Annotated in this window: 7 protein-coding genes and 1 tRNA gene; 2 read left to right on the plus strand and 6 right to left on the minus strand. The window is 74.3% G+C overall.

Annotated features, from left to right (window positions below; all coding sequences use genetic code 11):
• Nucleotides 1–43 precede the first annotated feature (43 nt).
• The 5 genes from AC07A4_RS08430 to leuS all read right to left on the minus strand — a co-directional run bounded on the left by AC07A4_RS08430 (nt 44) and on the right by leuS (nt 9985).
• Nucleotides 44–2815 (minus strand): ComEC/Rec2 family competence protein, encoded by a 2772-nt coding sequence (locus AC07A4_RS08430; RefSeq protein ID WP_478594794.1) that lies wholly within the window; start codon nt 2813–2815, stop codon nt 44–46.
• The gene (locus AC07A4_RS08435) at nt 2812–3630 is read right to left on the minus strand and encodes a ComEA family DNA-binding protein (RefSeq protein WP_478595904.1); all 819 of its coding nucleotides are present in this window, start codon (nt 3628–3630) and stop codon (nt 2812–2814) included. Before AC07A4_RS08435 ends, AC07A4_RS08430 begins: the two co-directional genes overlap by 4 nt.
• A 1390-nt stretch (nt 3631–5020) precedes the next feature.
• Complete coding sequence (locus AC07A4_RS08440) at nt 5021–5866, minus strand: DegV family protein (protein WP_478594796.1); 846 nt, start codon at nt 5864–5866, stop codon at nt 5021–5023.
• Nucleotides 5867–5999: 133 nt separating this feature from the next.
• A complete protein-coding gene (locus AC07A4_RS08445) occupies nt 6000–6758 on the minus strand; it encodes a hypothetical protein (protein WP_478594798.1) in 759 nt (252 codons plus the stop codon).
• 311 nt (nt 6759–7069) lie between these two features.
• Nucleotides 7070–9985: a leucine--tRNA ligase gene (gene leuS, locus AC07A4_RS08450; RefSeq protein WP_478594801.1), complete on the minus strand. Its 2916-nt coding sequence runs from the start codon at nt 9983–9985 to the stop codon at nt 7070–7072.
• A 415-nt stretch (nt 9986–10400) separates the two neighbouring features.
• Between leuS and AC07A4_RS08455 the strand changes: the two genes are divergently transcribed.
• Nucleotides 10401–11819, plus strand: coding sequence for a ferric reductase-like transmembrane domain-containing protein (locus AC07A4_RS08455; protein WP_478594804.1), 1419 nt, complete (start codon nt 10401–10403; stop codon nt 11817–11819).
• Nucleotides 11816–13402 (plus strand): ferredoxin, encoded by a 1587-nt coding sequence (locus AC07A4_RS08460; RefSeq protein ID WP_478594806.1) that lies wholly within the window; start codon nt 11816–11818, stop codon nt 13400–13402. Before AC07A4_RS08455 ends, AC07A4_RS08460 begins: the two co-directional genes overlap by 4 nt.
• A gap of 53 nt (nt 13403–13455) precedes the next feature.
• On the opposite strand, the gene AC07A4_RS08465 is transcribed toward AC07A4_RS08460, so the two are convergent.
• Nucleotides 13456–13528 (minus strand) — tRNA-Ala (locus AC07A4_RS08465).
• Between the last annotated feature and the right edge of the window lie 98 nt (nt 13529–13626).

Below are 13626 nucleotides of genomic sequence, written 5' to 3' on the forward strand. Positions count from 1 at the left end.
CACAGGCCACTTCAGCAAGAACATTGCGAAAGCAGCGGAACCGCTAGGACTGTCCGAGTAACCCGAAGTAACCCGAATTCATCTCCACCACCCCCATCTCGCCCCTCCGCCCGGCCCCCGCCGCGTCCGCCCCCGGCCCGCCGCCCTGCCAGCCCCGCCCGCCGACCACCGCGATCGCACCGCTCCTGTCCGTCCTCCGCACCATCGCCCCCGCCGCACGCAGCGCGGTGACCGTGCGGGGCGAAGGATGTCCGTACGAGTTGTCCGCACCGCACGAGATCAGCGCCAGCCGCGGTCCGGCACGGCGCAGGAACACCGGGTCCTGATACGCCGACCCGTGATGCGCGACCTTGAGGACGTCGACACGCGGCAGCGCCGAGCCCTCGGGCGTGCGCAACAGGGCACGCTGCGCGGGCGGTTCGAGGTCACCCATCAGCAGCAGGGTGAGGCCTTCGGTGCGCACCAGGAGCGTGACGCTGGCGTCGTTCGGCCCCTCGGGCTCCGGCGCCGGACGCGGCACCGGCCAGAGCACTCGCCAGTCGAGCGCCCCTGTGCGCCGCCTCTCCCCCGCCACCGCCCGCGTCACCGGCACACCCCGCGCCGCCGCCTGCTCCCGGACGAACGCGGCCTGGCCCGGCGGCTCCCGCAAGCCCGTCGTCTGAATCTCCCCTACCGAGCGCCCCCTCAACACCCCGGGCAGCCCCGCCACATGATCGGCATGAAAGTGCGAGAGCACCACCAACGGCACCCGCGTGATCCCCAGCCCTCGCAGACAGCGGTCGACCAGCACGGGGTCCGGGCCCGCGTCGACGACCACCCCGGTGCCGGGCCCGGCCGCGAGCACCGCCGCGTCCCCTTGCCCCACGTCACACATCACCATCCGCCACTTGGGCGGCGGCCAGCCCGCGATCACCCGGGTGAGCGGCGGGGGTTGGACGACGGCCACGAGCAGCAGCAACGCGCACGCCACGCACAGCCAGGGATGCCGCACGAGCCGCCGCCCGATGAGGACGACCACCACCGTGACGGCCGCCAGCAGCAGCGCGCCGCCCCAACTCCCCGGCCAGTCGATCCCGTTCCCGGGCAGCGCCGCCCCCGACCGGGCGATCCCCGCGATCCACTCGGTGGGCCAACTCGCTCCCCATGCCAGGACCTTGGCGACCGGCATCGCCACCGGCGCCGCCGCGAGCGCGGCGAACCCGAGCACGGTGGCGGGCGCGACCGCGAACTCCGCGAGCAGGTTGCACGGCACCGCGACCAGGCTCACCCGCGCCGCCAGGACGGCGACCACCGGCGCGCACACCGCCTGCGCCGCCGCCGCGGCCGCCAGCGCTTCGGCGAGCCGCCCCGGGACCCGGCGCCGCTGGAGCGCGGCGCTCCACCGCGGCGCGAGCGTCAGCAGCGCGCCGGTGGCGAGGACGGACAGCAGGAAGCCGTAACTCCGCGCCAGCCACGGGTCGTACAGGACGAGCACGAGCACCACCGCCGCCAGCGCGGGGATCAGCGATCTGCGTCTTCCGGTGGCGATGGCGAGGAGCACGACGAGACCGCAGGCCGCCGCCCGCACCACGCTCGGCTCGGGCCTGCACACCACGACGAAGCCGAGCGTCAGCGCGCCGCCGAGCAGCGCCGTCGTCCGCAGCGGGATGCCGAGGCGGGGTGCGAGACCGCGCCGTTCGACCCGGTGCGCCGTGCCCGGCGGGCCGATGAGCAGCGCCAGGACGATGGTGAGGTTGGCGCCGCTGACAGCCAAGAGGTGCGTGAGGTCCGTCGCCCGGAAGGCCTGCTCCAGCTCCGGTGGCACCCGGGAGGTGTCCCCGATCACCAGGCCCGGCACCAGGGCACGCGCGTCAGCCGACAGGCCGTCCGTCGCCTCCCGCAGCCCGCCGCGCAGCTCCCCGGCGAACCGCTGGACCTTCGTGGGGTCCCTGGTCACCTGCGGCGGCCGGTCCCCCGTCACGCGCAGCACCGCCGCGATCCGTCCGCCGTCCGGCAGCGGCGGCACCAGGTCCGCGCGCACCCACAGCCGCGTGGACGGGAGCAGGCCGAGCCAGGGCGACTGCCGGCCGCCGCCGCTCGGGGCGCGTGCCGTGCCGGTCCCAGGGTCCGCCGAGCGAGGGGGACCAGTCGCGCGCGAGGGCTCCGCTGGGCGAGCGACCTCCGCTGGGCGCGAGGGCTCCCCTCCTTGCGAGGCAGGCGCGGCGCCTGGCGCCTCGGTTCCAGCGCCTCGGCGCTCCTCCTCCCGCTTGCCCTCCTCCCGCACGATGAGCAGCACTGGCGTCCGGGTCTTCGTCGTCGTGCCGTCCCCCTGTCTGACCCGCAGCACCTCGGCGTTCAGCACCACGGACGGGGGCAAGGGGTGGTCGCCGCCCACCCGGGGTTTGGTGCGGCGCGGGTCCGAGGTCACCTCCACTTCGGCCGTCACCGTGGCGTACTGCCGGGCCAGCGCGGGCACCGGGCCACGCCGCAGATCCGCCCCGTGCAGCCCCGCCGAGGCCGCCGACGCCCCGGCGCACAGCAGCACGGCGGCCGCGCTCACACGTCTCCAGCCCCTGCCTCCGCCCCGTCCCCGCGGGTGCCCTGGGGGCCGCCTTCGCCTCGACCCGGTCCAGGAGACCAAGAGCACCGCGGCCGCCAGGACGCAGCCCGCCACCGCGCCCATGACCAGGCGGGGCGCCGCGTCCAGCGCGAGGGCCGCCGCGGCCCAGACCGCCAGGGCGGGCGGCACCAGGCGCAGGTCGACCGGGCCCTCCTTGCGTGGTTCTGCTGTGCCGGGACGGCGGGGTGCCTCGGCGTGGCTGTCCGCGCGCCTCATGGCCGTACGAGAGGTCGCAGGTCGGCGAAGCGCCGGTCGCCGATGCCGGTGACCTCGCGGAGTTCGTCCACCGAGCGGAATCCGCCGTGCTCGGTGCGGTAGTCGATGATGTGCTGCGCGAGGACGGGGCCCACGCCCGGCAGCGTGTCGAGTTGCTCGGCCGTGGCGGTGTTCAGCGTGACGGGGGCGGTGGCGGTGCCGCCGGTCGGTCCGGCCGCCGCGCCGCCCGCGGGTGCCGCTGGTGCAGCGGGCGCGCCCGGCTCTCCCGGTGCGGGGCCGCCCACCACCAGTTGCTCGCCGTCCACGAGGAGTCTGGCGCGGTTGAGGCCGTCCGTATCCGCCCCGGGGCGGACTCCGCCCGCGGCCCGCAACGCGTCCGCCACCCGGGCTCCGACCGGCAGCCGGTGGACGCCGGGGCGGCGGACCTTGCCGCTGACGTCCACCACGAGGCGACCACCCGCCGCGCCGGTGCCTCCCGCGCCGCTCCCCTCGTCCCCGACGGCGGCTCCGTCAGCCCCCGGCGGCAGTGCCGTGTCGGGCGGCCCGGCGGAAGCGGCTGACCCCTGCCGGTCGGGCCCCGCCGCCTCGTCCACGACGTCCGGTGCCCGCACCGGCTGGGCACGGCCGCTCCAGAAGTGCTGGGCCGCGAACACGGCCGCGACGGCGAGGACCACACCGAGCGCGACCACGCTCCGCCGTTCAAGGCCGCACCTCACCTGCAGCCAGACCGGCAGCCGCTCCCGCACCGCGAGCGCGAACCGCGCCTGCCGCGAGGGCTTCGCAGGGGCGGGGTGATCCTGCGTGCCGCCACCCACCGAGGGGTCGACGCCCGACCCCTGCGCGGTGTCGGGCGCATGCGCCTTGTCCGGGTGATGCGCCGTGCTCGGGTCATGCGCCGCGCTCAGGCCATGCGCCGTGCTCAGACCATGCGCCGTGCTCGGGCCATGCACCGCGCTCAGACCATGCACCGCGCTCGGGCCATGCACCGTGCTCGGCTGACGCTCTTTGCCCAGGCCGTACGCCGAGTGCGGCTCACGGGCCACGCCCGGCCCACGCGCTGTGCCCAGCTCGTACGCCGCATCCGGCCCACGCGCCATGCCCAGCTCATGCCCCGTGTCCAGCTCACGCGCCATGCCCGGCTCACACACCGCGTCCAGCTCACGCATCCTGCCCAGGTCCCACGCCGCGCCCGGCTGACGCGCCTTGTCCAGCCCCAACACCGGGTCCGGCTCACGCACCAGGTCCCACCCGTACGCCGCGTCCGGCTCAGGTGCGGTGTCTGGCCCGTGCGCCACGTCCGGCTCGCACGCCCTGTCCCGCCCTTGCGCGGTCTCCGGCTCACGCTCCAGGTCCAGCAGGGGCACCATGCTCTGCCCATCCGCCGCGTCCACCCCACGCGCCGCATCTCGCACACGCGCCGCGCCTCGTGCCCGCGCCGCGTCGGAAGCTCGCGCCGCTCCCAGTTCCTCCGCAGCCCTCGAACCCCGCGCCGCGCCCGCCCCCTTCGCGAAGCCCGCCCCGGGTGGGGCATCCGACCCACGCGCGGCGCCCGATGCGGACACCACGCCGCCCGCGAGCGGAGCGCCCCGCGCGGGCACCGCGCCAAGCCCCGCCCGGTCCGGCCCCGCCCGGTCAGATGCCACCCGGTATGGCCCCGCCCGCTCAGGCGCCACCCGGTGAGGCGCCGCCCGCCCAGGCCCCGCCCGGCCAAAAGCCGTCCGGCCAGCCGCCGCCCCGGCTGGCCCCACGAAGAGCGCCTCCGCCCGCAAGCGCACCGCTTCCTCCGCCGCACGCCTGCGCCGCATCCTCCGCCGGATGCGGCGGTGCGTCATCTGCTCATGCGCCAGCGCACGCCCGCGAGGCCCCGTCCCGCTCCCCGGCTCGCCGCCGCCCGGCAGCTCACCGGTTCCCTGCGGCTCACCGCTCCCCGGCCCACCGCTCGCCCGACCCGACTCTGCCCGCGTTGAAGTTGATCGAAGTGCCATGACAACGACGCTAGGCGCCATGCGAGCCACATGTTGATCTTGCTCAATTCCCGGGGACTACCCGGCAGTTGTGGATAACTCCGTCACCCACACGAGGGCCGGGTGCCCACCCAGATCACCCAGCACAACGCCACCGGCCCGCACCACCGGCCCGCACCAGCACCAGCACCAGCACCAGCACCAGCACCAGCACCAGCAAGATCCGACCCCACCCCTCGCCTCACTTCGGCGAGATCACAGCTCCCAGCAGCCCCGGCCCCGTATGCGCCCCGATCACCGCGCCGACCTCGCTGACGTGGAGTTCCGTGAGGGACGGGACGCGTTCCGCGAGGCGGTCGGCGAGTGCGGTGGCCCGCTCGGGGGCCGCCAGGTGGTGGACCGCGATGTCCACGGGCTGTGCTCCCGCCCGCTCGATCACGATCTCTTCGAGCCGGGCGATCGCCTTCGACGCCGTGCGCACCTTCTCCAGGAGCTCGATGCGTCCGCCGTCCAGTTCGAGCAGGGGCTTCACGGCGAGCGCGGAGCCGAGGAGGGCTTGTGCCGCGCCGATCCGGCCACCGCGGCGCAGATAGTCGAGGGTGTCGACGTAGAAGTACGCGGACGTGCCCGCGGCGCGCTTCTCGGCGGCCGAGACCGCCTCGTCCACGGTGCCGCCCGCCCCGGCGGTCTCGGCCGCCGCGAGGGCGCAGAACCCGAGGGCCATGGCGACCATGCCGGTGTCGACGACGCGCACCGGCACCGGCGCCTCGCGCGCCGCGAGGACGGCCGCGTCGTACGTCCCTGAGAACTCGGACGACAGGTGGAGCGAGACGATGCCCGTCGCTCCCGCCTCGGCGACCTTGCGGTAGGTGCGCGCGAAGTCCTCCGGGCTGGGCCGCGACGTGGTCACGGGGCGGCGCTTCTGCAGGGCGAGCGCGAGGGAGCGGGCGGAGATCTCGGTGCCCTCTTCGAGGGCCTGGTTGCCGATCACGACGGTCAGCGGCACCGCGGTGATGTCGTGCCGCTCCATCGTCCGCTGCGGCAGGTAGGCCGTTGAATCGGTGACGATCGCGACATGGCGGGACATGAGCTGGAGATTACCCGCAGGAACCCCGGTGCGGCAGCCCGGCCCCCGCACCCGGACGACGGTCCCCGTGCGTGAGCGCGTGCCTCTCGCCAGCCGTGCCGGCTCTCGCGCGTTGACGTGGGAACACGTGGGCTCAGGTGGTGCTCTCGGGCTTGGCCTGCTTCTCCCAGGGATACGCGACGGGCGGCTTCGGCGGGCTGATCGCGGGCCGCGTCGCCTCCTGGGCCGTGCGGTCGGGGCTCTCCGCGGCGGGCGGGGCGGCGGCCGCGGGCCGTGGGGCGGGCTCGGCCGCCGGTGCGGGCGCGGACCAGGACGCGGTGGACCCGCCCGGCTCGCCCGGGGTGGGCTCCGTCGCCCAGTGCCGCAGGGCGCCCGCTTCCATGTCGATCTGCGTCATCAGCACATCGAGGTCGTCGTCGGCGAACTTGTGGGCGCGGTCGCGCGCCGCCCAGCGCAGGGAGTCCGCCGCCGTGGTGATCTGCTCCGTGCGCTCCTTCAGGCCGGGCAGTCGCTGGCTCAGGGTGATGCGGTCCGGCTCCCTCTCAAGGCGCCTCAGCTCGTCGTCCAGCTCGTGGCCGTGGGCGCTCAGGCGCTCGAAGAGGGCGAGGGACTCGTGCAGCGACGCGTCCTCGGCGACGCCCGCGCGGAGCGCGTCCTGGGTGGCCCGCATCGAGGTGCGCAGCTTGAGCCGGAGCTGGGCCAGCTCGCCGACGGCGCCGGGCTGAGCGATCGTCCGCGCGCGCAGCGTCGTGTCCTCGACCGTGCGGCGGGCCTGCGTGATCGTGCGGTCCACGCCTCGCTTGGCGGCGCGCACGGCCTTCACCGCCGCATAGGCCCCCACCGCCAGGAACAGCACGAAGAGCAGCGCGACCACTGCGATCACGGCTTCCACGATGCTTCTCCTTCGGCCGGGCGGAACGGGGGGCGGCAAGGGGCGAGGCAGACGGGCGGTCCGCCTCTCCACGGTAAACGCAGCAAGCCCGTCGAGGGTTCCAGCGGAACCCCCATCCTGCCCGTAGGGGACTCCCCCGATACGCCCCGCCGCCCGAGGGCCCGGCACCCCGCCGCCCGGGGGCCTGGAACCCCGCCGCCCGGGGCCCGCCGCCGACGGCCCACGCGCCTGGTCAACACGCCCGGCCCTGCGAACAGTTGAGCGGCCGGACCCCGCGTGGGGTCCGGCCGCTCGCGCACTGTCAGGGAGGGTCAGGCGGGAACGATGTTCACCAGCTTCGGCGCCCGCACGATGACCTTGCGGATGCCCGCGCCGCCCAGCGCCGCCACGACCCGCTCGTCGGCCAGGGCCGCCTTCTCCAGCTCCTCGTCGGAGATGGTCGGCGGGACCTCCAGGCGGGCCTTGACCTTGCCCTTGATCTGCACGACGCAGGTCACGGCCTCGTCCACGACGTACGCGGGGTCGGCGACCGGGAAGTCCTGGTGGACGACCGAGTCGGTGTGGCCCAGACGGCGCCACAGCTCCTCGGCGACGTGCGGGGCCAGCGGCGCGACCATCAGCACCAGGCTCTCGGCCACGGAGCGCGGCACCGCGCCGCCCGCCTTGGTCAGGTGGTTGTTCAGCTCGGTGACCTTGGCGATGGCGGTGTTGAACCGCATGCCCTCCAGGTCCTGGCGGACGCCGTCGATCGCCTTGTGCAGCGCGCGCAGCGTGTCCTCAGCGGGTTCGGCGTCCACGACGGTCGCCTCGCCGGTGGCCTCGTCGACGACCAGGCGCCACAGGCGCTGCAGCAGGCGGTACTGGCCGACGACCGCGCGCGTGTCCCAGGGGCGGGAGACGTCCAGCGGGCCCATCGCCATCTCGTACAGGCGCAGGGTGTCCGCGCCGTACTCCTCGCAGATCTCGTCCGGGGTGACGGCGTTCTTCAGGGACTTGCCCATCTTGCCCAGCTCGCGCTTGACGGGCTCGCCCTCGTAGAAGAACGCCCCGTCGCGCTCCTCGACCTCGGCGGCCGGGACGGGGAAGCCACGGCTGTCGCGGTAGACGTACGCCTGGATCATGCCCTGGTTGTACAGCTTGTGGAACGGCTCGGCCGACGAGATGTGGCCCAGGTCGAACAGGACCTTCGACCAGAAGCGCGCGTACAGCAGGTGCAGCACGGCGTGCTCGGCGCCGCCGACGTACAGGTCGGCGCCGCCCGTCGGCTGTCCCGCGCGCGGGCCCATCCAGTAGCGCTCGACGTCGGGGGCGACCAGCTGCTGGTCGTTGTGCGGGTCCAGGTAGCGCAGCTCGTACCAGCAGGAGCCCGCCCAGTTGGGCATGGTGTTGGTCTCGCGGCGGTAGCGTCGCGGACCGGCGCCGTCGCCCAGGTCCAGCTCCACGTTGACCCAGTCCTCGTTGCGGGACAGCGGGGTCTCGGGCCGGGTGTCGGCGTCGTCCGGGTCGAAGGTGCGCGGGGAGTAGTCGTCGACCTCCGGCAGCTCCAGGGGCAGCATCGACTCGGGCAGCGAGTGCGCGACGCCGTCCTCGTCGTAGACGATCGGGAAGGGCTCGCCCCAGTAGCGCTGGCGGCTGAACAGCCAGTCGCGCAGCCGGAAGTTGACGGTGCCGTGGCCGATGCCCTTGCGCTCCAGCCACTCGGTGATGCGCGCCTTGGCGTCGACGACGCCCAGGCCGTCCAGCTGGATCTCCGCGTTGGCGGAGTTCACGATCTTCGCGTCGTACGAGGCGAACGCGTCGTCCCACGTCGAGGGGTCCGTGCCCCGGTCGTCGGCGGGCTCGACGACGCAGCGCATCGGCAGCTCGAAGGCGCGGGCGAAGGCGAAGTCACGGGTGTCGTGGGCCGGGACGGCCATGATGGCGCCCGTGCCGTAGCCCATCAGTACGTAGTCGGCGATGAAGACCGGGACGCGCTCGCCGCTGACCGGGTTCGTCGCGTACGCGCCCGTGAAGACACCGGTCTTCTCCTTGGCGTCGGCCTGGCGCTCCACGTCGGACTTGGCGGCGGCGGTGGCGCGGTACTTCGCGACGGCCTCGGCGGGGGTCGCGTGACCGCCCGTCCACACCTCGTGGGTGCCCTCGGGCCAGGCGGCCGGAACCAGGGAGTCGACCAGCTCGTGCTCGGGCGCCAGGACCATGTAGGTGGCGCCGAACAGGGTGTCCTGACGGGTGGTGAAGACGGTGATCGCCGCGTCGCCGGAGCCGACGGGGAAGTCGACGCGGGCGCCTTCGGAGCGGCCGATCCAGTTGCGCTGCTGCAGCTTGATGGCCTCGGGCCAGTCCAGCGCGTCCAGGTCGTCCAGCAGGCGGTCGGCGTAGGCCGTGATGCGCATGTTCCACTGGCGCAGCTTGGACTTGAAGACGGGGAAATTGCCGCGCTCGGAGCGGCCGTCGGCGGTGACTTCCTCGTTGGCCAGGACGGTGCCCAGGCCGGGGCACCAGTTGACGGGCGAATCGGAGGCGTAGGCCAGGCGGAAGCCGCTCAGGACGTCGGCGCGCTCGGCGGCGGACAGCTCGCTCCACGCGCGCGTGGAGTCCGGTACGGGGCGCTCACCGGTCTCGAACTGGGCGACCAGGTCGGCGATCGGACGGGCCTTGCGCAGCTCGTCGTCGTACCAGGAGTTGAAGACCTGCAGGAAGATCCACTGGGTCCACTTGTAGTACTCCGGGTCGATCGTCGCGAACGAGCGGCGCTTGTCGTGGCCCAGGCCCAGGCGGCGCAGCTGCGCCTTCATGTTGACCATGTTGGCCTCGGTGGAGACGCGCGGGTGCGTGCCCGTCTGCACCGCGTACTGCTCGGCGGGCAGGCCGAAGGCGTCGAAGCCCAGGGAGTGCAGGACGTTGTGGCCCGTCATGCGCTGGAAGCGGGCGAAGACGTCCGTGGCGATGTACCCCAGGGGGTGGCCGACGTGCAGGCCCGCACCGGAGGGGTACGGGAACATGTCCAGGATGAACTTCTTGGGGCGGGCCGCCAGCTCCGGGTCACCGGCCAGCTCGCCGCTGGGGTTGGGCGCTTCGTACGTGCCGTCGGCGTCCCAGAAGTCCTGCCAGCGCGCCTCGATCTCGGCCGCCAGGGCGGCCGTGTAGCGGTGCGGCGCGGCCGCCTCGGCGGCCGAGGGGGTGCCCCCCGCGCCTGCGGCGGTGGCGGAGGAATTCGTCTCGCTCATGGTCCTCAAAGCTCCATCGATCGTCTCTGCCTGCGGAAACGGCCGTGCGGCCAAATAAAAATGCCCCTCGCACAGGAGGGGACGCCGCGCCGATGCCGACCGCGCTCACTGGCGGTCGGGACTGATCAGCGCGGCCCGCTAAGCAGAAGGCGTACGGCACGCATGGCGTCAGGGTACCGCAGGGCCCTGGCGCCGAGCGACGCGCTTTGTCCCCTCACGGCCGGATCCGGAGGGAGCGCGCGCCACCGGAAGCGGAAGCTCACCCTTGGCCAAAGATTACTCCGCGTACCGCCCACTATCGGGGCAACACCAAGATCGAGTAGCGCTTTGATAACAACGCAATAACTCAAACCACGTACCCGCCGGTATGGGGCGACTTAGCATGCGGCGACCGGACCATTTCGGAGTCGCCCCCATGAACCCTCTGCACCCGCACCACAAGCGCCCCCAGAGCCTCGTTCCCCCCGGCTCCCCCGCCCTCCGCCCGTTCCCCGGCCCCGGCAGAGCCGCCCGAGGCCTGCTGGCCGCGGCCGCGCTGCTGCTCATACCCCTGCTCGTGGTCGCCGGAGGCGATGACTTCCGTGCCGCCCTGGACTTCACCACCGGAGTGCTGTCGCTCGTCGCGCTGACCGCGTCCGTCGCCTGGGGCCTGGTGGCCTCCGACCGGCTCTTCCTGCGCTCACGGCAGCGCCTGCTCGCCCAGGCCGTGCACCGGGCCACCGCGGTGGCCTCCGTGGGCTTCCTGCTGCTGCACGGCACCGTCAAGCTCGCCCTCGACCACGTGTCCCTGGTGGGCGCCCTCATCCCCTTCGGCCTCGGCGTCACCGGCGGCGACGGCCTCATCGGCCTCGGCTCGCTCGCCGGCCTCCTGATGGTGACCACCAGCGTCACCGGCGCGCTGCGCAGCGCCTTCGCCTCTCCGGTCCAGGTCGCCTCGCGGTGGCGGGCGCTGCACATGCTCGCCTACCCCGCCTGGTGCGCGGCCCTGATCCACGGCCTGTACGCGGGACGCCCGCCGAAGGCGTGGGTGACCGCCCTGTACTGCCTGTGCCTCCTCGCCGTCGCCGCGGCGGTGGCGTTGCGCGCCGCCCCGCGCCCCCTCAAGCGCAAGGTCGCCGCCCGCGTCCTGGCCGTCCTCGAACCGGACGGCCGGGGCACCCCGGGACGCCGCCCCGGCCGCCGCAACGCCGCGCCAAGCCGGGACACCGCCTCCGCTCCGCTGCCGGGAACGGCGTCCGGCCTCGGCGCCGCCGCGTCCGACATGTCCCCCGTGGCCGGGATCGCCGCCGCCTACCGCGCGCTGGCCGTGCCGCCGGACCAGGAATCCCCCGACCTGCCCCCCGACCTCAAGACCACCGAGGCGCTGCCCACCGTGACACCCCGCTGGCCCACCCCGTCACCCCCACCGCCCGCCGAGGCCCCCGAGATCCCGTTGTCGTACGACTCCGGAGACAGCCGGTACTCCTCTGAAGACAGCCGGTACTCCCCTGGAGACAGCCGACACGACTCCGAAGGCAGCCGATACGACTCCGGGGGCAGCGGGTTCGACCCCTTAGACAGCCGGTACGGCCCCGGAGACGGCCCCTACGACCCCGAGGACACCCGGCACGACTACGGAGACACCTCGTTCGCCTCCACGGCCACCGATCCGTACGCCGACGACCCCTATGGCTACGACACCGGTGGCAGGACCGCCTGTCACCCGCCCGCCCACGAGCCCCTGCGCGAGCCCGCCTCCGGTGGCGACGGCGCCGCCACCCAGCCCCTGCCCCGCCCCTTCCAGGCGCCCACGACCGGCGAACCCTGGAACGCGTCCGCCGGAGGAAGCAAGTGAACGCGTCCTTGCCCGACGTCCCCGAAGTCCGCGTCGTCGGGCTTCCGCTGCTGACCTCGGGATTCGATCTGGTCGAGCGGCTCGACCTGGGCATGCACCTGAAGGTGCACGGCCCCGTGGAGCCCCTCGCGGGCGAACACCTCGCCGCCCTCGCCGACGCGATCGGGCTGCGCGGCCGGGGCGGCGCGGGCTTCCCCTTCGCCACGAAGCTGCGGGCCGTCGCCGAGTCCGCGATCCGCCGCGGCGTGCGCCCCGTGGTGGTCGTCAACGGCAGCGAGGACGAGCCCGCCTGCCGCAAGGACACCGTCCTGATCAACCGCGCCCCGCACCTGATCCTCGACGGCGCCCTGCTCGCCGCCGAGGCCCTTGGCGCGCGCACCCTCGTCATCGGCGTGACCCGCGACTCCACCGAGGCCTCGATGCGCTCGGCGCTCGCCGAGCGCGGCCTGGGCGACCGGCGCGGAGCGCGGCTTCGCGCGCGCGTGCAGCGCAATCCGGCGCGCATGGTGACCGGCGAGTCCTCGGCCCTTGTCCGCTCCGCCGAAGGCGGCCCGCCGCTGCCCCCGGGGCGCAAGGTCCGCACCGCCGACTCCGGGGTGGGCGGCGCGCCCACGCTCCTGTCGAACGCGGAGACGTTCGCGCAGCTCGCCGTCGCCGCCCGCACCGGAGCGGACCGCTATCGCCGCACCGGGCTGCGCGACGAGCCGGGCACCGTGCTCCTGACCCTCTCCGGGGCGGTCACGCGCCCCATGGTGGTGGAGGTGCCAACGGGCGTGCCCCTTCGGTACGTTCTGCAGCTCGCGGGGGCTCCCCCGCTGCCACAGGGCGTCCTCACGGGCGGCTATCACGGCAAGTGGCTGGACGCGGCCACCGCGCACGACGCGGTCGTCTCACGGGCCGCCCTAGAGGCCTGCGGGGGCGCGCTCGGCGCGGGCGCGGTCCTGCCGATCGGCCCCGGCACCTGCCCGCTCGGCGAGTCCCTGCGCGTGGCGAACTGGCTGGCCGGCGAGAGCTCGGGCCAGTGCGGCCCCTGCTACCTGGGCCTTCCCGCCGCCGCGCGCGGCCTCGCGGACGTCCTGGACGGCGGCGGACCCACCGCCCTGGAGGCGCTGCGCGAGGTGACGCGGGCGGTCAAGCGGCGCGGCGCCTGCAAGCACCCCGACGGCTCGGCGGCCTTCCTGGAGTCCACGATCGCGGCCTTCACCGACGACCTGGCGGCGCACGTCCTGGGCGACGGCTGCGGGCGTCCCGTCGAGGGCGTGCTGCCCCTCCAGGACGACTCCCCGCAGGGCGAGGCCCCCAGCGGCCGCACGCTCGCCGTCGACTGGACCCTGTGCCAGGGCCACGGCCTGTGCGCGGACATCGTCCCGGAGCTGATCCAGCTGGGCGCGGACGGCTTCCCGTCGGTCGCGGAGGCGGTGGTGCCGCGCTACTCCGAAGCGCGCGCCCAGCGCGCCGTGCGCCGCTGTCCCGCGCTGGCCCTGCGCATCGAGGAGGCCCCCACGCGTGGGGGCGCCGTTCCCGCGGCGCCGGTGCTGCCGCGCGGGCGCGGGCGCAGGGCCCTGGGCAGCGGACGGCAGTGAGGGACGACGAAAGAGCGGGCCACCCGATCCGGGTGGCCCGCTCTCATCTGCTGTGGAGCTAAGGAGAATTGAACTCCTGACCTCTTGCATGCCATGCAAGCGCTCTACCAACTGAGCTATAGCCCCTTGCTGTGTCCGCCCGGTTCCCCCGGCGGCTCCGCCAACATTACACGGTCACCCCCGTGCTCCACCAAATCGTTTCCGTCCCGGACGCGTGAGCGTTC

This window comes from Streptomyces sp. NPDC043996 (assembly GCF_056435225.1).